At 45.4% G+C, this 22,923-nt stretch carries 30 protein-coding genes and 1 riboswitch; of the genes, 18 read left to right on the forward strand and 12 right to left on the reverse strand.

The window, feature by feature from the left end; translation table 11 throughout:
* Nucleotides 1-110 precede the first annotated feature (110 nt).
* Together CQS04_RS09835 and CQS04_RS09840 are read left to right on the forward strand one after the other, a co-directional pair.
* A complete protein-coding gene (locus CQS04_RS09835) occupies nt 111-803 on the forward strand; it encodes an ABC transporter permease (protein WP_100353982.1) in 693 nt (230 codons plus the stop codon).
* Nucleotides 800-1,723, forward strand: a complete 924-nt coding sequence (locus CQS04_RS09840) for an ABC transporter ATP-binding protein (protein WP_100353983.1) — start codon at nt 800-802, stop codon at nt 1,721-1,723. The genes CQS04_RS09835 and CQS04_RS09840 overlap by 4 nt, the downstream gene beginning before the upstream one ends.
* 53 nt (nt 1,724-1,776) lie before the next feature.
* Here the strand turns inward: CQS04_RS09840 and CQS04_RS09845 are convergent, their stop codons facing one another.
* Together CQS04_RS09845 and CQS04_RS09850 are read right to left on the reverse strand one after the other, a co-directional pair.
* A complete protein-coding gene (locus CQS04_RS09845; protein ID WP_100353984.1) occupies nt 1,777-2,064 on the reverse strand; it encodes a putative quinol monooxygenase in 288 nt (95 codons plus the stop codon).
* A 60-nt stretch (nt 2,065-2,124) separates the two neighbouring features.
* The gene (locus CQS04_RS09850) at nt 2,125-2,940 is read right to left on the reverse strand and encodes an SDR family NAD(P)-dependent oxidoreductase (protein WP_100353985.1); all 816 of its coding nucleotides are present in this window, start codon (nt 2,938-2,940) and stop codon (nt 2,125-2,127) included.
* Nucleotides 2,941-3,191: 251 nt separating this feature from the next.
* Nucleotides 3,192-3,293: riboswitch (TPP riboswitch) on the forward strand.
* Between the two features lie 80 nt (nt 3,294-3,373).
* On the opposite strand from CQS04_RS09850, the gene tenA reads away from it, so the two are divergent.
* The 5 genes from tenA to thiW are packed head-to-tail and all read left to right on the forward strand — an operon-like array spanning nt 3,374 to nt 6,742.
* Nucleotides 3,374-4,060: a thiaminase II gene (gene tenA / locus CQS04_RS09855; RefSeq protein WP_100353986.1), complete on the forward strand. Its 687-nt coding sequence runs from the start codon at nt 3,374-3,376 to the stop codon at nt 4,058-4,060.
* The gene (gene thiM / locus CQS04_RS09860; RefSeq protein WP_245858798.1) at nt 4,050-4,790 is read left to right on the forward strand and encodes a hydroxyethylthiazole kinase; all 741 of its coding nucleotides are present in this window, start codon (nt 4,050-4,052) and stop codon (nt 4,788-4,790) included. The genes tenA and thiM overlap by 11 nt, the downstream gene beginning before the upstream one ends.
* A complete protein-coding gene (gene thiD / locus CQS04_RS09865) occupies nt 4,787-5,650 on the forward strand; it encodes a bifunctional hydroxymethylpyrimidine kinase/phosphomethylpyrimidine kinase (protein ID WP_100353987.1) in 864 nt (287 codons plus the stop codon). The genes thiM and thiD overlap by 4 nt, the downstream gene beginning before the upstream one ends.
* Nucleotides 5,607-6,248: a thiamine phosphate synthase gene (gene thiE, locus CQS04_RS09870; RefSeq protein WP_100353988.1), complete on the forward strand. Its 642-nt coding sequence runs from the start codon at nt 5,607-5,609 to the stop codon at nt 6,246-6,248. Before thiD ends, thiE begins: the two co-directional genes overlap by 44 nt.
* Nucleotides 6,239-6,742, forward strand: a complete 504-nt coding sequence (gene thiW, locus CQS04_RS09875) for an energy coupling factor transporter S component ThiW (protein ID WP_100353989.1) — start codon at nt 6,239-6,241, stop codon at nt 6,740-6,742. The genes thiE and thiW overlap by 10 nt, the downstream gene beginning before the upstream one ends.
* On the opposite strand, the gene CQS04_RS09880 is transcribed toward thiW, so the two are convergent.
* The 3 genes from CQS04_RS09880 to CQS04_RS09890 all read right to left on the reverse strand — a co-directional run bounded on the left by CQS04_RS09880 (nt 6,737) and on the right by CQS04_RS09890 (nt 8,694).
* Complete coding sequence (locus tag CQS04_RS09880; RefSeq protein WP_100353990.1) at nt 6,737-7,498, reverse strand: AAA family ATPase; 762 nt, start codon at nt 7,496-7,498, stop codon at nt 6,737-6,739. The two genes, thiW and CQS04_RS09880, sit on opposite strands and share 6 nt — an antisense overlap.
* A gap of 65 nt (nt 7,499-7,563) precedes the next feature.
* A complete protein-coding gene (locus CQS04_RS09885; protein ID WP_100353991.1) occupies nt 7,564-7,962 on the reverse strand; it encodes a cytidine deaminase in 399 nt (132 codons plus the stop codon).
* Nucleotides 7,963-8,070: 108 nt separating this feature from the next.
* On the reverse strand, nt 8,071-8,694 hold the full coding sequence (locus tag CQS04_RS09890) for an NAD(P)/FAD-dependent oxidoreductase (protein WP_100353992.1): 624 nt from the start codon (nt 8,692-8,694) through the stop codon (nt 8,071-8,073).
* Between the two features lie 185 nt (nt 8,695-8,879).
* Between CQS04_RS09890 and CQS04_RS09895 the strand changes: the two genes are divergently transcribed.
* The 5 genes from CQS04_RS09895 (at nt 8,880) to CQS04_RS09915 (ending at nt 13,609) form a co-directional block, all read left to right on the forward strand.
* Nucleotides 8,880-9,449 carry a TVP38/TMEM64 family protein gene (locus CQS04_RS09895; protein ID WP_165775511.1) on the forward strand — a complete coding sequence of 190 codons (570 nt, stop codon included), beginning with the start codon at nt 8,880-8,882 and terminating at the stop codon, nt 9,447-9,449.
* Between the two features lie 16 nt (nt 9,450-9,465).
* Nucleotides 9,466-10,836 (forward strand): UDP-N-acetylmuramoyl-L-alanyl-D-glutamate--2,6-diaminopimelate ligase, encoded by a 1,371-nt coding sequence (locus CQS04_RS09900; protein ID WP_165775512.1) that lies wholly within the window; start codon nt 9,466-9,468, stop codon nt 10,834-10,836.
* A gap of 73 nt (nt 10,837-10,909) precedes the next feature.
* On the forward strand, nt 10,910-11,512 hold the full coding sequence (locus tag CQS04_RS09905) for a YdhK family protein (protein WP_100353995.1): 603 nt from the start codon (nt 10,910-10,912) through the stop codon (nt 11,510-11,512).
* Nucleotides 11,513-11,565: 53 nt separating this feature from the next.
* The gene (locus CQS04_RS09910; protein ID WP_100353996.1) at nt 11,566-12,927 is read left to right on the forward strand and encodes a sensor histidine kinase; all 1,362 of its coding nucleotides are present in this window, start codon (nt 11,566-11,568) and stop codon (nt 12,925-12,927) included.
* 10 nt (nt 12,928-12,937) lie between these two features.
* Complete coding sequence (locus CQS04_RS09915) at nt 12,938-13,609, forward strand: response regulator transcription factor (RefSeq protein WP_100353997.1); 672 nt, start codon at nt 12,938-12,940, stop codon at nt 13,607-13,609.
* A gap of 66 nt (nt 13,610-13,675) precedes the next feature.
* On the opposite strand, the gene CQS04_RS09920 is transcribed toward CQS04_RS09915, so the two are convergent.
* Nucleotides 13,676-14,128, reverse strand: coding sequence for a DUF305 domain-containing protein (locus CQS04_RS09920; protein WP_100353998.1), 453 nt, complete (start codon nt 14,126-14,128; stop codon nt 13,676-13,678).
* 72 nt (nt 14,129-14,200) lie between these two features.
* Nucleotides 14,201-15,184 (reverse strand): GMP reductase, encoded by a 984-nt coding sequence (gene guaC / locus CQS04_RS09925; RefSeq protein WP_100353999.1) that lies wholly within the window; start codon nt 15,182-15,184, stop codon nt 14,201-14,203.
* 190 nt (nt 15,185-15,374) lie between these two features.
* Here guaC and CQS04_RS09930 point away from each other — a divergent pair, with 190 nt between their 5' ends.
* The 3 genes from CQS04_RS09930 to csaA are packed head-to-tail and all read left to right on the forward strand — an operon-like array spanning nt 15,375 to nt 16,750.
* On the forward strand, nt 15,375-16,082 hold the full coding sequence (locus CQS04_RS09930) for an AzlC family ABC transporter permease (protein ID WP_100354000.1): 708 nt from the start codon (nt 15,375-15,377) through the stop codon (nt 16,080-16,082).
* Nucleotides 16,079-16,405: a branched-chain amino acid transporter permease gene (locus tag CQS04_RS09935; RefSeq protein ID WP_100354001.1), complete on the forward strand. Its 327-nt coding sequence runs from the start codon at nt 16,079-16,081 to the stop codon at nt 16,403-16,405. The genes CQS04_RS09930 and CQS04_RS09935 overlap by 4 nt, the downstream gene beginning before the upstream one ends.
* Before the next feature lie 12 nt (nt 16,406-16,417).
* On the forward strand, nt 16,418-16,750 hold the full coding sequence (gene csaA, locus CQS04_RS09940) for a chaperone CsaA (RefSeq protein ID WP_100354002.1): 333 nt from the start codon (nt 16,418-16,420) through the stop codon (nt 16,748-16,750).
* Between the two features lie 17 nt (nt 16,751-16,767).
* On the opposite strand, the gene CQS04_RS09945 is transcribed toward csaA, so the two are convergent.
* A complete protein-coding gene (locus tag CQS04_RS09945; RefSeq protein ID WP_100354003.1) occupies nt 16,768-18,321 on the reverse strand; it encodes a cryptochrome/photolyase family protein in 1,554 nt (517 codons plus the stop codon).
* Nucleotides 18,322-18,373: 52 nt separating this feature from the next.
* Nucleotides 18,374-18,829 (reverse strand): hypothetical protein, encoded by a 456-nt coding sequence (locus CQS04_RS09950; protein WP_100354004.1) that lies wholly within the window; start codon nt 18,827-18,829, stop codon nt 18,374-18,376.
* Nucleotides 18,830-18,895: 66 nt separating this feature from the next.
* Between CQS04_RS09950 and CQS04_RS09955 the strand changes: the two genes are divergently transcribed.
* The 3 genes from CQS04_RS09955 to CQS04_RS09965 are packed head-to-tail and all read left to right on the forward strand — an operon-like array spanning nt 18,896 to nt 20,762.
* Nucleotides 18,896-19,762, forward strand: a complete 867-nt coding sequence (locus CQS04_RS09955; RefSeq protein ID WP_100354005.1) for an aminoglycoside phosphotransferase family protein — start codon at nt 18,896-18,898, stop codon at nt 19,760-19,762.
* Between the two features lie 2 nt (nt 19,763-19,764).
* A complete protein-coding gene (locus CQS04_RS09960; RefSeq protein WP_100354006.1) occupies nt 19,765-20,199 on the forward strand; it encodes a MarR family winged helix-turn-helix transcriptional regulator in 435 nt (144 codons plus the stop codon).
* Between the two features lie 59 nt (nt 20,200-20,258).
* Nucleotides 20,259-20,762 (forward strand): LURP-one-related/scramblase family protein, encoded by a 504-nt coding sequence (locus tag CQS04_RS09965; protein ID WP_094942728.1) that lies wholly within the window; start codon nt 20,259-20,261, stop codon nt 20,760-20,762.
* A gap of 24 nt (nt 20,763-20,786) precedes the next feature.
* Here CQS04_RS09965 and CQS04_RS09970 read toward each other — a convergent pair whose 3' ends face one another.
* The 3 genes from CQS04_RS09970 to CQS04_RS09980 are packed head-to-tail and all read right to left on the reverse strand — an operon-like array spanning nt 20,787 to nt 22,842.
* Nucleotides 20,787-21,908 carry a M50 family metallopeptidase gene (locus tag CQS04_RS09970; RefSeq protein ID WP_165775513.1) on the reverse strand — a complete coding sequence of 374 codons (1,122 nt, stop codon included), beginning with the start codon at nt 21,906-21,908 and terminating at the stop codon, nt 20,787-20,789.
* A gap of 14 nt (nt 21,909-21,922) precedes the next feature.
* Nucleotides 21,923-22,441, reverse strand: coding sequence for a DUF1648 domain-containing protein (locus tag CQS04_RS09975; RefSeq protein ID WP_165775514.1), 519 nt, complete (start codon nt 22,439-22,441; stop codon nt 21,923-21,925).
* A gap of 50 nt (nt 22,442-22,491) precedes the next feature.
* On the reverse strand, nt 22,492-22,842 hold the full coding sequence (locus CQS04_RS09980; protein ID WP_100354009.1) for a DUF3307 domain-containing protein: 351 nt from the start codon (nt 22,840-22,842) through the stop codon (nt 22,492-22,494).
* Nucleotides 22,843-22,923 lie beyond the last annotated feature (81 nt).

Genomic DNA, 22,923 nt, shown 5'->3' on the forward strand with positions numbered 1-22,923 from the left:
TGATTCCCAAAAACTGATAATTTCTGTGCAGATTTAATCTGGCGTTAAGATTCAGTTAAGAGGATGGAAAGATAGGCCCGTTATAGTAAGGGTATGAGGGAGGAAGTTACATGAAAACCATTAGTTTTTATGAATTTAAGAGTCAATTTAAAAGTATCAAAGCATTTCTGATCATTGCTTTATTATTGGTGGTCACTTTAGGGAGTGCGAAGCTGTTTCAAAATTTTCAAGTCCAGACCGCGGAACTTGGCTTTGAAGGGATGTACATTGCGGGGTTAGTTGCACTGCTCACTATTGCAGGGCCATTGTTTGTGAGTGCGTTATCCCATGACAGCATAAACCGAGAAACACACACACGAACGATGCGGTTCTTGGTCACTAAAGTATCCCGTACAGAAATCGTCATTGGAAAGTTTATCGGCATGTTTGCGTTCTGGGTGATATGCTTAGCAGTTGTCTCGCTCGCGTTGATTCCGTTTTCAGGTACGTTTTATGTGAGAGAATACTTGGTGATCTTACTGTTTATGGCGTATTTTATCGGCTTGTTCTTATTCTTATCGACCGTTATCACAAAGCCTAGTCTATCTCTATTCGTCGGCACCGTGCTGGCTATCGGTCTTCCTGTCATCGGATTCTGGGGATTGGTGGACAATTCGAACGTGGTGATCCGCTTTGTAAATTATGTGATGCCGTATTTTTATTTTGATGAAACAACAGGATACTTAGGATACCTCGTTTTACCTGCCATGACAGCTTTGTTTGTGGCGGCAAGTTGCTGGTTAGTGAAGGGGAGAGATTTATGAGTTACGCAATTGAAGTCAAGAATGTAACGAAAGAGTTTGGTGCAAAAACCGTGTTGAACCAAGTGTCTATGCAAGTGAAGAAAGGAAGCATCTTTGGGTTTCTAGGGAGAAACGGTGCAGGGAAGTCAACCCTTGTCAATATCATGACGGGAATCTCATTTGTGACGAAAGGGAGCGTGCATCTGTTAGGTGAGCCACTCCCGCTATCATCCGCTGTTCAAAGAAAAATTGGCGTGATGCCTGACTACTCCATGTTTTATGAAGACATGACAGCATTGCAGCACTTGCGTTATTTCGCAAAGCTTCTAAAGTTCGAGCAGCCAAATGCGTACTATATGAATTTGTTGAAGCAAGTAGGATTAGAGGATGCTGCGCATGTGAAAACGAAGAAGTTTTCGTTCGGAATGAAGAAAAAGTTGGGGATTGCACAAGCATTGGTGAACGCTCCTGAATTGATTTTTCTAGATGAGCCAACTTCAGGGGTAGACGCAGACTCGATTTTAGGAATCCACGAGATCATCCGCAACTTGGCCAAAAAAGGCACGACCGTATTTTTGACCTCGCACAATTTAGACGAAGTCGAAAAACTGTGTGATGAAGTGGCAATTATGGAGAACGGGGTGGTCCGTTCGCAAGGGACGCTTGAAGAGCTGCGCACCCGCTTCCAACCGACTTTAGAAGTAACGATGAAACATGCACAAGCATCGAAAGACAGTAAAGCGATTCTAACGAAACTGATCGAGAACCACGGAGAAATCCTGGATAGCTCTCCTGAACATTTTACGTTCACACTTCAAGATGACACGATGATTCCGGTCATTACACGGGCTTTTGCACAGATGAAGATAGATGTGTATCGTATAGAAGTGAACGAACCATCACTTGAAGAGATATTTTTGGATGTGGCGAGCAGCCAGTGAATAAAAGCCGATTTGCAGAAGATGCAAATCGGCTTTTATGTGGAATGGATTAGTTAATCTTCAACTACAGTTAAAAACTTCACGTCTCGATTGGCAATTAAAGGAGCCGTGTTGTTTCGGTACTCTTCATAGTGAGGAGAGGCGACGTGCGCTTCGAGTGCTTGCTGGCTTTCCCATACTTCATAAAACACAAAGGTGTCAGGGTGATCATTAACACGATGTAGCGTGTAAGAGATACAACCTGTTTCTGAGCGTGAAGGAGCTAACACCTTTTTTAGATGATGCTCGAGTTGTTCTCCCATATCTGGTTTTGCTTGGAGTGTTGCAAGAATAGTGATCATCGTTTTTCCTCCTTAGATGTAAACTAGTTCATTCACATAGGATGTGACTATTAAGCGGTCTTACTGCAGCATCTTGTCACTCTTCTCCCAAAGAAGTCGAGGTAGAGTCCCGTCATCAATTGCTTGGACACGCATCGGCCGCCCTTTGTAGTACACGCCGCCGGGTTCCCAATCAACACCTGGTGTTCCCTCGATTAAAGCGACCAGTGACTCAGCGCTCTTCTCAGGAGAAATGGTGATCAAGTACTTGAGTGGTGTATGGTACATGAAACGCATGAAGTGGTTCGTCTCTGAAGCAAAGCTCGTCCGCACAACACCTGGATGAAAGGCGACGGCGGAAATGCCTTGATCGCCATAGCGTTTTTGTAGCTCCCAAGTAAAATAAATGTTCGCGAGCTTTCCGTTGCCGTACGCATTCGTTGGGGAATAGTTCGATGCGTTGTTCAAGTCATTGATATCAAATGCTTTCCCAAACAAGTTCGCTGCTTCACTAGAGGTCTGAATGACACTTGCTTTGCTAGCAATCAATTTTGACAATAAGCGCTTAGTCAGCAAAAAACCGGCTAAGTGGTTCACTTGAAACGTCTTCTCAAAGCCGTCTTCTGTCAGCTCGCGGTTTCCCATGATGCCGCCTGCGTTATTCGCAAGAACATCGATGGTTGGATAGGTTTGCAATTCTTCAGCCAAGCGCTCTACGTCACGTAATTTCGTGAAATCCGCTAAATGATAGGGTGCGTTTAGTTCTTTACTTAGAGCTTCCGTCTTCTGTTTAGAGCGTCCGACAAGGATCACTTCATGTCCGTTTCTCTTTAACTGTCGTGCAGCTGCAGCACCTATCCCATCACTTGCACCCGTAATCACTACCGTTTTTTTCATCACTAATCCCCCTCGTATCAAATACTTACCCGAAATAACTACGCCGAATGACACTAAGAAAAGCTTCCGACAGCGCGTCTTGTTGTTTCATCATCGCATATGTGGTCACTTTTGGCAGGTCAAACAACTCGAAAGGGACCGACATTAGGTGACAATGTCATCTTCCGTCCGGAGTCTGTGTACCGCCTTTCTTAAAAACATACTTTGCATACAAAAATAGAATGTGCTATAGTAATCGCGACAACTACATGCACATCCACTAGGGGAGCCGAAGAGGCTGAGACGGACAGAAGTCCGGACCCTTTGAACCTGATCTGGATCATACCAGCGGAGGGAAGTGGCGCGACCGTTCTGGTAGTTTATTTTGACGGCTTCACGCTGCTTTCCTTTGGGAGAGTGGCGTTTTTTTGTTGTCAGAAAGGACGGGGAGACGATGAGTTTTTGTAAAGAAGTACGAGAAGAATGTAAAGATGTCTGGGAGAGTAGTTTTGATCATCCCTTTGTTACGGGGTTAGCTGAAGGGACGTTGCCGGAGGACGTATTTCGCTTTTATGTCATGCAAGATGCCTATTATCTAACGCATTTTGCCAAAGTGCAGGCACTGGGGGCTGTGAAAGCGACGGACCTTGCCATGACGCGCTCATTTGCCCACCATGCGGAGCAGACCTGTGCAGCAGAACTCAGTCTACACGAATCGTTTATGCAACTACTTGGAGTGACCGATTCAGATTGGGAAGCCTTTGAACCGTCACCATCTGCCTATGCCTACGTGTCCCATATGTACCGAGCGGCTCAGGGAGATGTCGCAGATGTTCTTGCGGCATTATTGCCGTGTTATTGGCTCTATTATGAAATCGGAGTCCAGCTTCAGCATGCGACTCCAGCCAATCCGATTTACAAGCGCTGGATTGCAACCTACGGTTCGGAATGGTTTGCCACACTTGTAGAAGAACAGAAAAATCGGATGGACGAGCTCGCATCGGGAGTGTCCGAAAAACGACTCGAAGAATTGAAACAGCATTTCAAACGCAGTGTCTACTATGAGTGGCACTTCTGGCAACAAGCGTGGACTCAGGAGACTTGGAATGTCCGAAATGAGGTGCCGAGCTTTGAACGATAACAAACAGCCCACAACACCAATTGTTCACTGCATCACCAATTATGTCGTGGCTAACTTTGTAGCTAACGGATTAGTGGCCATTGGAGCATCGCCCATTATGGGAGATGAAGAGCGTGAGGTCGAAGATTTGGTTCAGTTAGCAGATGCGCTCAGTTTGAATCTAGGAACAGTGTCCGAGCGGACGGTACGAAGTATGAAGCTTGCTGGAGAAGCGGCAGTGAAAAAGGGAATTCCGCGGGTCTTAGATCCAGTGGGAGCTGGAGCGTCTGCGTATCGTTTAGAGGCAGCGAATACTGTTATTGCTAGTGCGCGTCCTACGCTCATTCGGTGCAATGCAGGTGAAGCAGCAGCTCTATTAGGTGTGGAGTGGAAAGCAAGAGGTGTGGATGCGGGAACAGGGGAAACAGATGGTTTCACTTTAGCGAAAGCACTTGCTTCTAAGTACGCGACTACAGTAGTCATCTCTGGTGCGGTCGATTACATCTCAGACGGCAAGACGATCTTGACCAACCTTACGGGTCACCCTGATATGACACGAGTAGTCGGTACAGGGTGCCTCCTTAGTAGCTTACTTGCAGCATGGCTGACAAAAGACACAAGTCTCGAGACAATCCAAGATGGGATGTTTAGATATGGACGAGCAGGTGAACGAGCTGTGCAAAGTGGAATAGGTGGATTTTCGAATGCCCTATTAGAGGCCCTTACAGATGAGGAGGTCTACACACTATGACGGTTCCACAAGTACTAACAATTGCAGGTTCTGATAGTGGGGGCGGTGCTGGGATCCAGGCAGATCTGAAGACGTTTCAAGAACGGGGTGTCTTCGGTTTGTCCGTGTTAACTGCGGTGACGGCTCAGAATACATTAGGTGTTCAGCGAGTCGGTGTTGTAGAACCAGAACTGTTATCGGCTCAGCTCGACTCTATCGGTGCAGATTTTCAACCGGCCGCAGTGAAAACAGGGATGCTTGCGGATCCGTTTACTATTGAACGAGTAGTAGAAGCGGTAGTGACTTACAGTTGGCTAAATCTTGTCGTAGATCCCGTTATGGTGGCAAAAGGAGGTCACTCGTTATTAGAGCAACAAGCGATTGACACGCTCAAACAGCTCCTTCTTCCTCACGCTATTCTTGTTACACCCAATACGCCTGAGATGGAACTGTTGACGGGTATCCCGATTACGGATGATAACAGTGCCAGACGCTCTATGGAAAACTTGCTAGAGACAGGAGTTTACGCGGTCCTTTTAAAAGGTGGTCACCGGAAAGGGCCGACTGCAACCGACCTTTATCTAGATCAAACGGGGAAAGAGTTTAGGTTGTCCACACCGAGACTCGATACCACTCAGACACATGGGACGGGCTGTACTTTTAGTGCAACGATAGCAGCGGAACTCGCCAAAGGTATGTCGATGGAACAAGCCTGCGCCACAGCAAAGCAGTTCATTCAAGCAGCACTCAACTACCCGCTCCATATCGGTTCAGGCCATGGCCCAACGCATCATGCTGCTTACCGACTCTTTGAAGAAGGAAAGGAGGCTGGTGTAAATGAAAGAACAGAGTCTGTATTTCATTATGGGCACAGCCGATAGCGAGACCGAATCTGTAGAAGGAGTCCTTGCTGAAGCCCTAGCATCAGGAATTACCCACTTTCAGTTACGAGAGAAGGGAGCCAACGCTTTAACCGGTACTCACTTATTGCAACTGGCTAGTAACTGCAAAGCCCTATGTTCTAGCTTCGGTGTTCCGTTTATTGTGAATGAAGACGTGGCACTTTGCCTAGCAGTGAACGCAGACGGGTTGCACATCGGACAAGAAGACGGATCGGTGCGGCTCGCACGTGAGCAGATAGGTCCTGATCGCTTATTAGGAGTTTCTGTACATTCCCTCGAGCAAGCCAAGCTAGCTATTGAAGAAGGTGCGGATTATCTGGGGATTGGTCCCGTATTTGCTACGTCATCTAAAGCAGATGCGCGGCCTCCAGCTGGAGTCCGTATCATTCGTGAAGTCTCTAAAGCGTATCCGCAAATTCCTATTGTAGGTATCGGGGGCATTACAGAAGAAAACGTGCAAGTGGTATGGGAAGCAGGAGCGCGAGGTGTAGCGGTGGTCTCGGCAATTAGCCGCTCTGTGAACCGTCAGCAAACCATTCGCCACTTAGTGCGGAAGGAAGTGTCCAGATGGAGCTGAGAAGATTGATTCAGATGGCCATGTTGAGTGCCATAGGTGTACTAGGCTCTTTGGTTGTCTCGATTCCTTTAGGGGTCGCTAAAGCCTTTCCTGTTCAACATGCTATTAATGTAGTGGCAGCTGTTCTATTCGGTCCCCTTGGCGCTGGGATTGTAGCGCTATTTACAGCAACAATTCGAATTTTCACAGGTACAGGCTCCTTATTGGCCATTCCAGGAAGTGTGATAGGAGCCTTATTAGCAGGTCTTTTCTATCGTTATAGCAAACGTACGAGAATGGCCGCAACAGGAGAATTTATCGGTACAGGTGTCATCGCTTCTTTAGTGGCGGTCCCGTACGCAGCCTTATTTATGGGAACTAAAGTCGGTGGTTTGTTCTTTATGCCGGGCTTCATGGTATCTAGTGCCACAGGCGTTCTGTTAGGTATGCTTTTAGTCCGTTTTATGCAACGAGCTAAAGTGCAGGGACCTAGTAATCTGAGTAGAACCTCATAAATGCCGTAAGTAGCGCTCCGGATTTTGGAGAAAATCCCTTGTCAATGTGACATGCTCCAGTTCATCAAAACGAGTCTGATGAAGAACACCATCTCGAAGTTCCAAGATTTCAGCACCAGGGAACGCCATTAGAATAGGAGAATGCGTGGCAATGATGAACTGCGCATCTTCCTCTATCATCTCTTTGATCATTGAGATGAGTGTCAGTTGTCTGGCTGGAGAGAGCGGTGCCTCGGGCTCATCGAGAATATACAAGCCACCGGGCTGAAATCGCGCTTGAAACAGATCTAAAAAGCTTTCTCCATGTGACCGGAATTCTAAGCCGTCTCCGTAAAGGCGTTTCAAATCGGCAAGCGTGTTCCGATGCGGCAGAGCCTCCCAAGAGTGGGGGTCCCGTGCTTCAATCTCCGCTAAAATCTCGCGGGTCTCTCGTTTGATGGTTTGCAGGCGCTCGATGAAATCACTATAGTCTCGCGCTTTAAAATAAAATCCTTTTTTCGTGCGAATGGACCAGACGAGCTTCAGTAGCGATTCGGTTTCTTCTCTATATGTATCTTCTCCACTAATAGTGATACTTCCGGCACTGCTGGCAATCAGTTCAAGAAGAGTCGACTTTCCACTGCCGTTTTCTCCCACGAGAAGGGTCACAGGCTTGGTGAATTTCCATGTCTTTAAATTGCTAATGATAGGAGTGTGGGCGGCATAGTCTTCACTGTTTACTTCGGAACGTCTTGAAACTGAGGTCAAGTGGATCATGCTAAAGCTCCTTTCTTAAGAAAAAAGACCGTTTCGCGATTATCGCAAAGCGGTCTTTTCTGTTCTTACATATCTAAATCAGTAAACGCCATTGGCAATAGTTCCTTAAGAGCCAACGTGCGAATCTCGTTCTTATCGTTAGTTAAATGCACTGGCATATCTGGTTCGAAGAACTCAGCCATTACCTGTCGGCAGATACTGCAAGGCGGCAAGAAATCTTCCGTGTTTCCGTTAACAGCGATCTCAGCGAAATCTCCTTTGTGGTAGCCTTCAGTGATGGCTGTGAAGATAGCCGTTCGCTCTGCACAGTTGGTTGCTCCAAAAGAGACGTTCTCTACGTTCACGCCTGTGAACACACGACCATCTTTCATTAATAGCGCAGCGCCAACAGGAAACTTCGAATACGGTGCATAAGCGCGTTGTTTGATCTCGCGTGCTTGGCTAACGAGTTGCTCTTTGTCCATCCAATCATCCCTCTCACGAAAAATGAACTTTTTCAAGTCCCCTGTCGATTTTTCTGAAAATGGGCAGGAATACTATCATACACCGTTTTGGAAGCGGATGCAACCAAGTTATGGCGCGACAAGAGCTCGTACTTGATCCATTCCATAGCGATATACAAACTTGGCCAACGGCTCCCGTTTTTTTCCTTCGGCTGCATATAAGTCGATCAAGCGATCAATGGCTTGGTACAGCTCCTCTGGCGTGGCATCTTCTAAAACGATTTCTCCTAGCTGAGCATCGATGCCTTTCGCTTTTCCCCCAGCATACAGATTATATGTGTCTTTCATCTTCATCACACCGATATCATTTGCGCGAGGTTCGCCACATCCGACAGCGCATCCCGTGTATGCGGCTCTAACAGTGAACGGGACGGGACGCCCTGCAATCCGTTCATTGATTTCCTTCGCTACAGGCATTCCCTCTTGCTCAGATCCTTTGCAGAAGTTGCAGGTCCGCAGGCTCTTCACAAAATTTCCGACCGGATAGACAGATAACCCTACCGCCCTAAAGGCTTCAGTAGCTTCAGATACTTGATCTTTTGGAATATCTACATAGAGCTGTTGAAACGTGGTCAGTTCCAATTCATCGTCTTCCGCCATGTAAGTAGCCAAAGTGGCTAGTTGACGCGCGTTCAATTTGGATCCAAATCCGATTCCTCCATTGACAGCAAGCTTTTGGGTTTCTTCAGTCATTCGCCTCATCCTATCTATACAAATCTCTAATTATCTACTAGTTATGATATGATACGAGGTGGGGGTATGTAAAGTCTAAGACATACGATTCATTTTTAAGAATTGATACACTTCACACTTTTTGCATAGTATTTTGATATTTTATACTGATGGTATACATAGAACGAGAGGGATATCACAAATTTATGATAGAGACCATAAAAGAACTCATCGAACAATCCACCCAACTATCTGGATTTGTAGCATTTGTTGCCGTATTTGTAGCATCGATGATTCCATTTATGCCACTACCTGTTCTCTACGGGGTGATCGGGTACAACTTGCCGGTAGCTACTGCTTTACTGCTCACGGTATTCGGTTCTCTACTAGGTACCTTCACATTTTTCTTGCTGATCCGCTACTTGTTTCCAGATCGTGCGGCAACGTATATGACAAAACATCATGCTGCAAAGCGTCTATTTGAACGTATGCAGACCAATGGTTTTCAGATAGTCTTGATTGCTCGGCTACTACCAATCGTCCCATCGATTGCTGTCAATCTAGTCAGTGCCGTCACACCCGTCTCTTCACTCGTTTTTTTGACAGCAACAGCACTTGGAAAACTCCCGCTTATCGTCATCTATACGGTGGCGGGAAATCAGATCAATCTGTATACCGGAGAGACGCTCATCGTCTTAATCATATATATGTGCGTGCTCTTATGGATGGCGCATGTACTTCAGAAAAAATGGGAATTGTCGCGCCACACTTGCTAATGAAGGAGTCGAATTGATGCATTTACATGAATTGCTTGACGCGTTTTCTATACAAAATTCCTATCCCTCTATCCAAATTCGAGGAGTCGAGACCGATTCTAGACGAGTCCAACCAGGAGACGTCTTCTTTGCTTTGACCGGTCATACATCAAACGGACATGATTATATCGACCAAGCGGTGGCCGCTGGAGCCGCAGCAGTTGTAGGGACACAGGAGCGTGCCCTTTTGGAAGTACCTTACATACGTGTAGCCGATACGCGTAAAGCAGTTGCACTTGCAGCAAAACGGTTTTACAACAATCCTTCATCACGAAAAGTAGTCATTGGTATCACTGGGACGAATGGGAAGACGACTACATCTTTCTTGTTGCGAGAAATGTTAGAACAGGCTGGGAAACGCTGTGCTCTCTTTGGAACGGTCCACTATGTAATTAATGGGAAGACATTGCCTTCGCCGAATACCACGCCGGATAGCTTACAGTTTCAGCGACTGTTGCATGAAAGCGAAGATGATGTTGTCATTATGGAAGTCTCTTCACACGGGATCGATCAGCTTCGCATCGAAGGTATCGAGTTTGATTTTGCCGTTTTCACAAATCTAGATCAAGACCATTTAGACTACCACGGTACAATGGAAGCCTATTTTGAAGTGAAATCCCGTCTCTTCAATCAATTAAAAACTGAAGGGACAGCAGTTATTTGGAAAGAAGATGTTTGGGGAAGTCGTCTTTCGGACCAACTGAAAACTCGGGGAGTTCGTGTACTGGAAGTCGATAAGCGAAACTTAGAAGATAGCTCGCAGAGTCACCATCTTCCGTTTCACAATCGAATCAATGCGGAGCTGGCAGCCACGATTGCCATTCAGATGGGTTGTTCAAAAGAAGGGATTCAACAAGCGCTTCATTCATTTCAAGGAGTTCCTGGTCGCTTCGAGGTAATTTTAGTATCAAATGATATTCATGTGGTCATTGATTATGCGCATACTGCAGACGCCTTTAATCAGGTTTTGTCTAGTGTACGCAATTTAGCAGAGGGCCGGATTTTGCATGTGTTTGGCTTTAGAGGAAATCGAGACGCTAGCAAGCGCCAAGCGATGATTGATGCTTCTCTAAAGGGCAGCGATTTGTCAATCTTGACGTCGGATGATCGCAATGGTGTGTCTCAACTTGAGATGGAGAACCAATTAGATGCTCTTGAGTTTACAGGTAAACGAATTCAAGATCGAACGGAAGCAATAAGGTTTGCTCTCGAACAGGCGTCATCTGGTGACTGGGTCGTAATTACTGGAAAAGGAAATGAACCTTACAAAGACGACTATGAGGCTCCCTGTCAATCAGATAGAAAAACGGTAGAGTGGTATCAGAAGCAAGAAAAAATAAAACTATAACAAGCTTCTGCACAGATTTTTCATATTTACTGGGTATGCTACAACTAGACAACTATGAAGGAGGCAACTCATTATGAAAAACTCTAGTAAATTTGCTACTTTGACATTGGCGGCAACCTTGTTGCTCGCGGCTTGTGGAGATGCAAACGACGATATGATGATGGACGATTCTCAAATGGAAGAGCATGAAAACATGGATCAAGGAGAAATGGACCATGGGGCCATGGGGCATGGCTCGATGAACCACTCAACAGATGGATCTATTCCAGATGGTCTTCAAGAAGCTAGCGACCCTACGTACGCTGTTGGTGACATGGCAGTGATTACGAATGCGCATATGGAAGGTATGGAAGGTGTAGAGGCAGAGATTGTTGGAGCCTTTGATACAACAGTTTATACAGTCAGCTATACACCAACTACCGGTGGAGATCCTGTAGAAGATCATAAATGGGTCGTCCACGAAGAGCTAGAGGACGCAGGTGAAGCACCTCTTGAAGTGGGAACTGAAGTGACGCTCGATGCAGACCACATGGAAGGCATGGACGGGGCCACTGCTACTATCGATTCCGCTGAAGAAACAACGGTCTATATGGTAAACTATACTGACAAAGAGACAGGCGATGACGTGACTAATCACAAATGGGTCACAGAAAGTGAACTGTCACCTGTGAACTAACAGCTTGAGGGTCTCTCCGTAGTGGGAGGCCTTTTTTGTAAGGGGGGTACCTGATGAACAAGTTGTCTGTGAAGCTAGCAGCTGTATTCTTGGTCACGATACTGCTACTTGAAGGACTCTTGATGATGTATCTACATCCGAGTATCGGTCAAGTCCGGGTAGAAGAAGAATATGCTCGTCAATTGGCTACAGGTGCGAATCACCGAGAAGTGCTTGAAGACAATTTCTCCGTGCAGACCCTCCATCACATTTTGTTAATGGAGTCCCGTGAAGATCGTGGAGTCGCTGTGTTTGACGAAAACAACCAGCTCATCGACGGTTCACAGCAGACGGGAATTGACTGGGAGACGTTCGGAGATAGGTGGGAGCTATCGAGTTATTCAGAAGATACGATGGTGCAACGTTCTTGGAAAGAGGAACCTTTCCTGATAAGTGCCCATCCTTTTGAGACAGCACAAGGCGAATCCGGCACCTTGGTTATGTTGCAGAGCACCACAGCGATTCAAGCACTTATGGATACGCTGAACTTTCACTTTCTGTTGGCTGGCTTGGGTAGCTTCTTAGTACTTATTGTGATCTATGTACTGATGACGCGCTTTTTGACCCAGCCTCTCAATCGAATGAAAGTGGCAACCGAGAAGTTGAGTAAAGGTGACTTTGATGTGTTGCTACCGGTAGAGGGCAAAGACGAGCTTGGGGAACTAGCGGCTTCCATTCACAAACTAGCTAGAGACTTGGAACATCTACAAAAGACCCGGACCGAGTTCTTGTCGTCCATCTCCCACGAGCTGCGCACACCTTTGACTTATTTGGCTGGGTATTCGCAAGTTGCCATGCGACCAGATCTGACGCTAGATGAAAAGCAGCACTACTTACAGGTCATTCAGGAAGAGACGGAGCGATTGACAACACTGGTAGAAGACTTGTTTGCACTTGCCAAGCTCGATGATCCTAGTTTCCGAGTGACTAAAGAAACTATTAAACTACAACCATTCATCCAAGGATTGTGGCAGCGCCTATCGCCATCCTTTGAACAACAAGGCAGCAAGTTGACGTTTACTTGTGAACCGAAGCTTGTTGTGCAAGCGGACCCGTTGCGTCTGGAACAAATACTAGTCAATCTATTGGACAATGCACGCCGCTATGCCGGGGAAGGGGTAGAGACCCATGTTGCAGCAAGGACAGAGGGCTCAAAAGTACGAATTGAGGTAAAAGATCACGGTCCAGGCATGGAGAGTTCGCAGCTTGAAGCCATCTTTGACCGTTTGTATCGTATTGAAAAGTCGCGTTCTCGGTCACATGGCGGTTCAGGTCTTGGGCTTGCTATCGTGAAGGAATTAGTCGAAGCCCATGATGGAACCATTGAAGTGAAGAGTGAGCTGGGTAAAGGGACAACCTTTACCATCCGGTTATAGGAGGGACGAGATGAAGAAGATTCTAATTTTGGATGACGAACGGCGAATGGTGGACCTCGTCGAATTGTTCTTGAAACCTCAAGGATTTAAGTGTGTAAAGGTCCTAGATGGGAAAGAAGCCCTCCATGTCATTCGCACACAGGAGATTCATTTGGTAATCTTAGACGTCATGATGCCAGGCATGGACGGGTTTGAAGTATGTACAGAGATCCGAAAACTGTCTACTGTTCCGGTGTTGATGCTGACAGCACGAGAAGGGAAAGAGGAAGTGGTGAAAGGCCTAACACTTGGCGCAGACGATTATGTCACCAAGCCTTTTGATGAAGAGGAGCTAGTGGCTCGAGTGCAGGCGTTGCTGCGTAGAGTTCCAGAACCGGCTCCAGCAGGCGTGGCATCGGATGGGTACCGGTTAGATCCAGAAGAATATGCGCTTCTGTGGAACGAAGGTCGCGTCCAACTGACGATGAAGGAATATCAGATCCTAGAAGCCATGATGAAACATCCGAAGAGGACGTATAGTCGTGAACAGTTGCTTGCTATTGGGTGGGGATACGATTCTTACACAGATCCCCGGACAGTGGATTCCCATATTCGAAATCTCCGAGAGAAATTGAAAAAAGCAGACTTTCCAACCGCTCAGTTCCTCGTTACAGTCTGGGGGATCGGCTATCGCTGGAAGTAACTAAAGAACCCTTAGGATTGTCTATGAACCAAGTTTACTTGATTCAGCTACAACCCCAGGGGTTCTTTATTCGTTTTCCTCTAAATCTTTGATAAGTGCTTTCATCTCATCAATCTCTTTTTTCTGTGCGTTGATGATTTGATTGGCTAGTTCTTTAACTCGCGGATCTTCAATGTTTGCACGTTCACTCGTTAAAATAGCGATGGAGTGATGAGGAATCATCGCTTTCATCCAACTCGTATCATCTACAGTCACTTGACTGCGCACTAAGAAAAGAGTAAGCGCTATAACAACTACGCTACCACCCATAATAGCAAGATTAATAGCTTTCTTTTTATACATATTGAGCATGAAGAGTAGCATGATCAGCGCCATGAAACCGCCCATCATAATCGCCATGTAGACTCTGGTCTCACTGAATGTCACATGTCCTAACTCATACGTATTGAAATACATCAAGCCATACATCACGATTGTGGATGTTAAAATCATCAAACCGAATTTGATATAAGGGTTCATGGGAATCCTCCTCCTTGTAGGTTATACAAAGGGGTTACCCACTAACTGTGCAAAAAGTATGCAGAACTCGAATTAAAACACTTTATCTCCATTAAAGATCGAATTTTTGACGATTACATAATCCACATGACGCAGGGCGTCTAATGAGTCGCCGCCTGCATAAGAGATGGAAGACTGTAGATCTTGTTCCATTTCGGTTAACGTGTCTTGAAGCTTGCCTTTATGCTCTACAAACATCTTCTTGCCTTCAACGTTCTTGCGTTCGCCTTTTTGGAACTCGGAAGCAGAACCAAAATATTCTTTCACGACTTTGCCATCGACTTCTTTCACTTCACCTGGAGATTCTTCATGACCTGCAAACAACGAGCCGATCATCACCATTGAAGCGCCAAAACGAACGGATTTTGCAATGTCTCCGTGAGTTCGGATGCCGCCGTCTGCAATAATTGGCTTAGTTGCTGCTTTCCCACATAGGCGAAGAGCTGCCAGTTGCCAGCCACCTGTTCCAAATCCAGTCTTGATTTTTGTGATACATACTTTCCCTGGTCCGATACCAACTTTTGTTGCGTCTGCTCCTGCGTTTTCAAGTTCACGAACAGCTTCAGGAGTACCTACATTCCCTGCAATAACGAAGGTTTCCGGAATATGTTGTTTGATATGTTGAATCATGCGTATAACTGCATTCGAGTGTCCGTGTGCGATATCAATCGTAATATAATCTGGAACTAAACTTTGCTCTTTTAACTCTTCGATGAACGAATACTCTTCTGGTTTCACCCCGACGCTGATAGAGGTGATCAACCCTTTTTGCTGCATCATTTCAATAAAACTCTTGCGAGACTCTGGTTGGAAGCGGTGCATGATATAGAAGTAGCCATTCTCCGCTAAATATACAGCAATCTTTTCATCGATGATGGTCTGCATGTTGGCTGGAACGACGGGTAAGCGGAATGTGTGTTTTCCAAACTGGATGGATGTGTCACATTCTGAGCGGCTTTCTACGATACATTTATTTGGTATTAACTGAATATCTTCATAATCGAATACATTTTCCATTAGTTTCATCCCCTAAAAGCGAATATTATATAAAAAAATTAATTTAATGTTCGTCCATAGAGTAATTTACAGGAACTTTTATGGAAAGTCAAAGCGGAAGTGAAGCATTTCTGTGAAAATCAGAAAATAAAGTTACTTTGAGTAAGGAAGTATGGTAAAACTGAGGTATAGAGAAGGAGGCTGTTGTGATATGGCAACACCTGTGAGACTGGCAGCACGAGCCGCCTTTCCAGCAACCATCCCGATTCTAGCTGGCTTTACGTTTTTAGGAGCTGCTTACGGGATTTATATGACCTCACTTGGTTTTCATCCGATCTTTCCGATCTTGATGAGCTTTTTTATTTTTGCAGGGTCCATCGAATTCATTACGGCTAATCTGCTACTTATGGCATTCGCTCCATTTCAGGCGTTCTTACTAGCGATTATGGTGAATGCACGTCATCTGTTCTACGGACTTTCGATGCTCGACAAGTATCACTCTGTGGGCAAGAAGAAGTTCTATTTGATCTTTGGAATGTGTGATGAGTCATTTTCTATCAACTATACGGCGAAGCCCGACCCTTCGATTGATAAAGGATGGTTCATGTTCTTTGTGACCCTCTACAATCACATGTACTGGGTGGGGGGATCTACTCTAGGAGCGTTACTCGGACAATACATTACATTCAACACAGAAGGCTTGCTATTTGTGATGACAGCACTGTTTGTCGTGATCTTCTTGGAAAACTGGCTACAAGAGAAACGTCATACGAGTGCTTTGATTGGTTTAGTCGTATCCGTTGTCTCATTAATGGTATTTGGAGCGAATCAATTTGTCATTCCAACCATGATTGGAATTTTAGTGATTTTGATTGCCTTCCGTAAGCCACTTGAGCGAAGGGAAGTGAAGCCGTTATGACACTGACACAGCAAATTATCACCATCGCCGTCGTAGTACTTGGGACGATGCTTACCCGATTTCTAGCTTTTTGGATTTTCCCGGCACATAAGCCGACACCCGGCTATGTCTTGTTTTTAGGAAGACTGTTGCCACCAGCTGTTCTAGGTCTTTTGGTGATTTATAGTGTGAAGGATGTGGAATGGACAAGTGGCCTTTATGGACTCCCTGAACTTCTTGGGATTGGAGTCGTCGTTGCGCTACATGTCTGGAAGCGGAATATGTTGCTTACCATAGCCGGAGGAACGTTGTTCTATATGGTACTCGTCCAATTTGTCTTTTAAGGAGTGGAGCAAGTGGCAGAATATGAAGATTTTACAGCACTCGATATTCGAATCGGGACAGTAGTAGCTGCTGAAGAGTTCCCGGAGGCGCACATTCCAGCGATTAAACTACATATTGATTTCGGAGAAGAGCTTGGTATTAAACACTCTTCTGCACAAATTACGAAACGATACACTGCAGAGCGATTGATTGGCAGACAGGTTACTGCTGTTGTGAACTTCCCGACACGGCGTATCGCAGGTTTTAAATCGGAGGTTCTGGTACTCGGTGGAGTTCCGGAGGAGGGCGACGTTGTCTTGCTGCAACCAGATCAGTTAGTTCCAAATGGTACGAAAATAATGTGACTTAACACACCTCCTGCTCACTCTAAGTAGGAGGTGTTCTTATCGGTATGAAATGCACCAGACGCTAATTGTGCTTTCAATGAAGCGGCTTTTTTTCGAATGGCTTCCTTATCTTCTTCCTCACGCTTTTGCCACTGCTTCACCATGAACCCCATCCGGTGGTTCGAAGCCAACCTTTCTTCGTGTCGATCCACAAAGTTCCAATACAAAGCATTGAAAGGACAGGCATCGTCTTCGAGTTGGTGTTTCACATGAAACACACACGAGCTGCAGTAGTCACTCATCTTGTTTATATAGTTACCAGAAGCGATGTAAGGCTTTGTTGATAATAAACCGCCATCTGCATACAGCGCCATTCCTAGTACGTTCGGCAGTACGACCCAATCGTAGGCATCAATGTAGAGTTCGTTGAACCAATCTGCCGTCTGTTGAGGTGAAATTCCGAACAAGTTTGCAAAATTTCCAAGCACCATCAGTCGCTGAATGTGATGGTTGTATCCGTAATCAACAACAGGTTGAATGGAATGATGGATACAGTTCATGTTACTCTTAGCATCCCAGAAGAACGAAGGCAGATCTACAGAATGACCGAATGTATTGACAGACCGGTAATCTGGCATCGTTCGGATGTAAACCGCTCGCATATATTCCCGCCACCCTAGAATTTGCCGGATGAATCCTTCTGCAGCATGAAGAGGCACATGACCATCAAGATACGCTTGCTCGGCTTTTTCAATGACTTCCTTTGGAGATAGCAGTCCGATGTTGATGGAAGACGATAAGAGGGCATGGGACATGAAGGGCTCATCCATGAGCATCGCATCTTGATAGGTGCCAAACGTAGGGAGGCGGTCCTCGATAAATTGGTTGAGAGCAGCAAGGGCCTCTTTTCGATTCACCGGCCAACGAAAATTCTCTAAAGAGCCAGGGTTTGAACTAAATTCGGATGTCACTTTTTGAATCACTTCTTGAGTCACTTCGTCCGGTCGAAAGCTACGCGCTTCTAAAAATGTGGTTCCTTTTTTAGCGGGTTTGCGGTTGTCACTATCGAACGACCATTTACCTCCCACAGGTTTAGTATCTTCAACGAGTATCGAAAATCGCTTGCGCATCATACGGTAAAAAGGATCCATCATCCAAGGGCCGTCACCATCTAAAGCATCCAATGCTTCCTCATAAGAGAGCATGAATAAAGGGATATCTGATAAATACGTTACTGTGATGTCTTTCGCAAGTCTCGACTGCCATTTCTCGAGAGCCACTCGCATCCGGTAATCGGTTTGAGTCGTTATGTATACGGTATCTGAGTTGTAGGTTTTGTGGTGGGCAGTCCAGGCATCTTGAAACGATTCAGCTTCCCTGTAGTCGACTGTATAGCCTTTCTCTTCCAACTCTTGTGCAAAGTGTCGCATGGCAGAAAAAATCAACACGAGCTTTTGTTTGTGATAGCTCTGCCAGGTAGAGCGAGACTGTGCTTCGACAAACAGAAAAACATCGTGCTCTTTATCGGCTTCCTTTATGATGGGCAATTGGTGGTTTAATTGACTACCAAATATCCAGCGTGTGGCCATAGCAATCCCTCCCGTTTGCTAAAAGTATACCTGCATCCGGGGTAAGGGCGTATTATTTTGATTCGGAAACGACCTCTATGCGAAATGCGTGTTCACCATCACCTCGTCTCCAATCAGCCTGTACTGAATAATAATAAATGCCAGGATCTTTAGGTGCAGTAAACTCATTTTTTGTAAGCGGAGCTTCAGTGGATTGGTTTTCGTTCTGCCACTCAATCAGTTCTACAGTTGTGCCTGGCTGCCGCGGATAGTAGATTTCAATGACTTCTCCGGGAGCCACTTTTTTGACTTTGGCAGAACTAGCCATATCGTAACCACTCGTGTACACTTTATCAACACACTTTATCCCGATGAAAGAACTCCAACAATAGGAGCCCTCAATGACCTCCGCTTTCTGGCCACTTGCTGTCACGATGTCTGGAGCGAACGGCGCCGGTTGAAACGGATTGATGTAAATTAGAGTACATAGTAGAAATACGCTTAAAAAGATAACAAGTTGTTTTTTCATAAAAATCCTCCCTTAAAGAGAAGACGGAGGTATTGGGAGAAAGTTACATTAAAAGGAGGGTAAATTATGATTAAGCAGATTGAAAATCAGTTCAACTTGAACAAATCGAAGCTAGAAGATGTTCCAGAGTCTTTCAGCTCGACAGTTTACAAGTCTACGTTAGAAGATGGTCGAGTGACCTATATTAAAATTCCATACAGTAAATTGAAGTTCACACGTGAACTAGCAGCGTATCAGCTGTTAGATGGGCAAGTGGCCATCCCGAAATTACTCGACGTGTGGGAAGGTGGTGATGAGGTGCCAGGAGCATTTCTACTTTCAGCTTTGAAAGGCAGCCCTCTCAGCAGCTCAAACTCGACCCGACTGGCTTATAATGTAGGTGTACATCATGCAGAGTTACATTCGATTCGCCCAAATGGAATACAAGGAATTGATAATGAATATCCCGACTGGCGTGCTTTTGTAGACCGCATGTTTTATAGCTTTGCAGAAGATACGAAAAATCAGATCAGTCAGCAGCAGCTCGAACAGTCCATCGAAACTTACGAGCGTATGAAACAAGAGTTGCCTAAAGCAGATGGACCTAGTTTTCTCCATATGGATTTTCGACCCGCTAACATTATAGTCGACGGCGATAGCGTATCTGGAAGTATCGATTTTGAAAGTGTCCGCTTCGGCGCTACAGAAATGGATTTCACAAAGCTTTACCGAGACTATTTGCAGCAAGATCCTGCGCTCTTTGCAGCCTATCAAGATGGGTACCGTAGCGTGCGTCCGTTAATCGAACTGGATGCCGTTTTGCCGTTTTACAGATTTACAGATGCATTTAATAGTATCGGATGGTGCGAGCGACGAGGAATTGAAAAGAATAGAGCATTTCTAAATCAGAACCTTCAATTATTGCAGGATTTTTTACAATTAGAGGAGAGATGAACATGACTCGCCGAACAAACGATTTATTTGAATTGATTCATACAGCAGAAGCCGTTACCAATGAGGCTATCTTGCGCTGGAATAAAGAATTCCCTCATCCATTAGGCATTTCGCCCATTCTTGTGTTGAGTGAGCTTGAAAAAAAGGGGCCTCAAAACTCAATGAAGCTTGCACAGACTCTGAATTTTACAGGTGGTGCCATGACTAATATCGGAAACAAACTGGTGAAGTTGGATCTAGCTGTGCGTCAATCTGTAGAGGGAGACCGTCGCCAAACGCTTCTTGCCATCACTGAAAAAGGAAAGGCTGTATTGCATGAAGCGAAAGAGCTTGGCCGAAAACAACATTTAGAGATGTTCAATGCATTGTCTGACGAAGAGGTTGCTCAGTATTTAGCTATCAACGAAAAACTGCTTGGGATACTTCGGAACTCTTGAATCTTTTCACCCACCTCATCCGTAAAAAGTAGTAGCAAAATAATCGGGAGGGGTAAAACATGAGACAACTCTATATGAAACAAAAGGTGTTCAGTTTAAACGGGCAATTTACAGTGAAAGACGAGCAGCAACAAGATGCGTATTATGTAGAAGGCAGCTTTATGAAAATTCCAAAGACGTTCAGTATCTACGACACACGTCGTAACGAAGTGGCACTGATTACAAAGAAGACGTTTAGTTTCTTGCCGCAATTTTTCGTAGATGTCAATGGAAAGCAAGTACTGACTATTAAAAAAGAGTTTTCCTTCTTTAAGGCGAAGTACACTATTGACGCAGCAGGGATTGAAGTGCAGGGGAACTGGTGGGATATGGACTTTGATGTTCTGCAACATGGAGAAGTAATCGGGAGTGTCTCAAAGGAATGGTTCACATGGGGAGACAGTTACCAAATCACGGTGTATCAAGAAAACCTTGAGGAAATCATGATTGGGCTTGTCGTCGCCATTGACTGTGTCAAAGCGGACGAGGCAGCTTCATCATCCGCTATCAATGCAAGTATCTAACAAAGAAGCAGCTGACCGTTTTGGTCAGCTGCTTTTCACGTCTTGTCGTATTTCTCGTAGCACTCGTTTCAACGAAGATCCTTCTAGGTAGAGCGGATGCCAGTCACCAAGAGCCGCTTCCGCCGCATAATTTGAAGTTAAAGCATGATTCCGATTGCCCTCAATTATGGCCACATACATATCTCGCATATGACGAGTAACCGTTTCTTGAGTCCCGATTTGATGAAGTTTCTCTTTCATCGTGGGCTCAGTCTTCAATCGGTCGGCGTAGTAATAGCCGGTAGCGACCGAGATATCCGCAATATCTTGAAGGATACCTGCTCGCTTGTCGCGCGGAAGAAAGGAACGTCCTTCTGCCAGGTCAAGATACGCGTGTGGATTCGAGTGATAGTAATAAGGTCCGACTGTAGAAAGGAGGGTGGCAGCTAATGGCCAACCTGGGTATCGTTCAATCACGCTCTTTACTTTCTCTGCAGTCTCTTCGGACCAATTGCCTTCACCCTGCGGATCTTCCTGGAGAATCTGATAGCTGACAAGAATCAAATCGTCTCCGGGAAGCTTACCGTTCAACATGGCAATGACTCGACCATCTGATTGCACTCCTGCACCTTCAATGTTCGCGAGGTTAGTCAGTCCAAAAAAGATGTTGATGAGAGCAAATACAAACCAACCACTCCATCCGTAGTAAAAGCTAGTTGCTAGTAAAGGCAAGCCAATGACCAGGTTGCTGAGAGGGCCTCCATAAAAGAGGCGAATCATACTTTTTCTCATCTGGCTTTCGGAAATTGGTTGTGCAAATCGCAGCATTGCACGTCCCACATAGCCCATGGCAGGTAGTTTAAAGAAAAAGCGAGACTGGCCACCGGTCTTTGCATAGATGAAAGGTCCAAAGGAAAGGTTCATAATCGTCATCCCACTTAGTTTTCCGGCAACGGCATGACCCAGTTCATGGATGATGACGCCAGCAATAAAGCTGATGATGGCAATGACTAAAATAAGTAAGGCGCTTGTTGCGGAAAACGTCACGTCATGGCGAAAGTAATAACTCACTAATAGAAAGCCAAACAGTCCACCACTAAGCAATTGACCCGCTTGGCTCTTCCAATTCGTTTTGTTCTTTTGAGTTGATGAATCTGTGGTTTCCAACGTAGAGGTCTCCTTCACGATTTAGTAGCGGATTGATAGCGAAACATTTTATAAAAGAAATAGACCACTGGAGCAAATGTCCCTGTTAAAAATAAAGGCATGAACCAACCGCTTAATAAGGTGCTTTTACCTGTCGCAATTTGGACCACATCCCAGCTGATCCATGCAAAACCCGCGACAATGACAAACGTGATCCAGACAAGTAGGTTTCGAGAGAGACGGTAGTAAAAAGGGGCATTCTCTTCCGTGATATTAACAGGGTAGTTGTGCCATTCAGGTTTGTTTCGAAGCCATAACATGAAGGCTCCTAAAATGCCTGAGATTCCTGGTAGCATCACTAGTTCCCATTTGGAACCCCAGCGGTTCACTTCACCTTCTAGACCAAAGTGAGCGGGCAGTTCAGCAGGAAGCGTCGGCCACGTCCACACAAGCCAACCAATCCAAAGAACATAGATGCTGATGCTTAGCGTTATTAAAAGGCGCTCAACTGGCGTACTTTCCAGTTCGATATGAGGTCGATTTTGTTTCCACATAAAAATCACTCCTTTCATTTGTATACGAAAGAAGTGACCAATTGTTTCATTTAATTGATCCCGAAGTAGTGGAGTATCAAAGCCAGTACAAGAATGTGAAAGATTTGATCTGTCATGATAAACAACCAGTTCTGTGTAGTGTTGCCCATAATGACGCGGTTCCACCAGACGACGAATGTTCGTCTATCCAATAGGACATGGCTTAAAAACAACAGACCAAAGCTCCATAATGGCAGCGTTACGCCTCCCCAGAGAGCAGCTGCAGCGACTGCCAGTGTATACAGTGTGCAATGGAGTAAAAGAGCTCCCCAATGGCGCGCTTTGTTTTCGGCCATCCAACTCGTTTGAATCAAATAATCGCCGACCAGATGGCCGAGTAAAAGATACACAAAGGGTGTCACGCGACCATCCTCCTAATTTCGTCTTGCTATCTATCTAAATGTAGCATACACGTGTTAAAATAGCAGTACTAATTTCGTGGT

This window comes from Chryseomicrobium excrementi, assembly GCF_002798305.1.
GTDB lineage: Bacteria > Bacillota > Bacilli > Bacillales_A > Planococcaceae > Chryseomicrobium > Chryseomicrobium excrementi.

Coding starts and splice junctions, on each gene's coding strand:
- CQS04_RS09835 (WP_100353982.1), top strand. CDS start 111: ATGAAAACCATTAGTTTTTATGAATTTAAGAGTCAATTTAAAAGTATC.
- CQS04_RS09840 (WP_100353983.1), top strand. CDS start 800: ATGAGTTACGCAATTGAAGTCAAGAATGTAACGAAAGAGTTTGGTGCA.
- CQS04_RS09845 (WP_100353984.1), bottom strand. CDS start 2,064: ATGATCACTATTCTTGCAACACTCCAAGCAAAACCAGATATGGGAGAA.
- CQS04_RS09850 (WP_100353985.1), bottom strand. CDS start 2,940: ATGAAAAAAACGGTAGTGATTACGGGTGCAAGTGATGGGATAGGTGCT.
- tenA (WP_100353986.1), top strand. CDS start 3,374: ATGAGTTTTTGTAAAGAAGTACGAGAAGAATGTAAAGATGTCTGGGAG.
- thiD (WP_100353987.1), top strand. CDS start 4,787: ATGACGGTTCCACAAGTACTAACAATTGCAGGTTCTGATAGTGGGGGC.
- thiE (WP_100353988.1), top strand. CDS start 5,607: ATGAAAGAACAGAGTCTGTATTTCATTATGGGCACAGCCGATAGCGAG.
- thiW (WP_100353989.1), top strand. CDS start 6,239: ATGGAGCTGAGAAGATTGATTCAGATGGCCATGTTGAGTGCCATAGGT.
- CQS04_RS09880 (WP_100353990.1), bottom strand. CDS start 7,498: ATGATCCACTTGACCTCAGTTTCAAGACGTTCCGAAGTAAACAGTGAA.
- CQS04_RS09885 (WP_100353991.1), bottom strand. CDS start 7,962: ATGGACAAAGAGCAACTCGTTAGCCAAGCACGCGAGATCAAACAACGC.
- CQS04_RS09890 (WP_100353992.1), bottom strand. CDS start 8,694: ATGACTGAAGAAACCCAAAAGCTTGCTGTCAATGGAGGAATCGGATTT.
- CQS04_RS09895 (WP_165775511.1), top strand. CDS start 8,880: ATGATAGAGACCATAAAAGAACTCATCGAACAATCCACCCAACTATCT.
- CQS04_RS09900 (WP_165775512.1), top strand. CDS start 9,466: ATGCATTTACATGAATTGCTTGACGCGTTTTCTATACAAAATTCCTAT.
- CQS04_RS09905 (WP_100353995.1), top strand. CDS start 10,910: ATGAAAAACTCTAGTAAATTTGCTACTTTGACATTGGCGGCAACCTTG.
- CQS04_RS09910 (WP_100353996.1), top strand. CDS start 11,566: ATGAACAAGTTGTCTGTGAAGCTAGCAGCTGTATTCTTGGTCACGATA.
- CQS04_RS09915 (WP_100353997.1), top strand. CDS start 12,938: ATGAAGAAGATTCTAATTTTGGATGACGAACGGCGAATGGTGGACCTC.
- CQS04_RS09920 (WP_100353998.1), bottom strand. CDS start 14,128: ATGAACCCTTATATCAAATTCGGTTTGATGATTTTAACATCCACAATC.
- guaC (WP_100353999.1), bottom strand. CDS start 15,184: ATGGAAAATGTATTCGATTATGAAGATATTCAGTTAATACCAAATAAA.
- CQS04_RS09930 (WP_100354000.1), top strand. CDS start 15,375: ATGGCAACACCTGTGAGACTGGCAGCACGAGCCGCCTTTCCAGCAACC.
- CQS04_RS09935 (WP_100354001.1), top strand. CDS start 16,079: ATGACACTGACACAGCAAATTATCACCATCGCCGTCGTAGTACTTGGG.
- CQS04_RS09945 (WP_100354003.1), bottom strand. CDS start 18,321: ATGGCCACACGCTGGATATTTGGTAGTCAATTAAACCACCAATTGCCC.
- CQS04_RS09950 (WP_100354004.1), bottom strand. CDS start 18,829: ATGAAAAAACAACTTGTTATCTTTTTAAGCGTATTTCTACTATGTACT.
- CQS04_RS09955 (WP_100354005.1), top strand. CDS start 18,896: ATGATTAAGCAGATTGAAAATCAGTTCAACTTGAACAAATCGAAGCTA.
- CQS04_RS09960 (WP_100354006.1), top strand. CDS start 19,765: ATGACTCGCCGAACAAACGATTTATTTGAATTGATTCATACAGCAGAA.
- CQS04_RS09965 (WP_094942728.1), top strand. CDS start 20,259: ATGAGACAACTCTATATGAAACAAAAGGTGTTCAGTTTAAACGGGCAA.
- CQS04_RS09975 (WP_165775514.1), bottom strand. CDS start 22,441: ATGTGGAAACAAAATCGACCTCATATCGAACTGGAAAGTACGCCAGTT.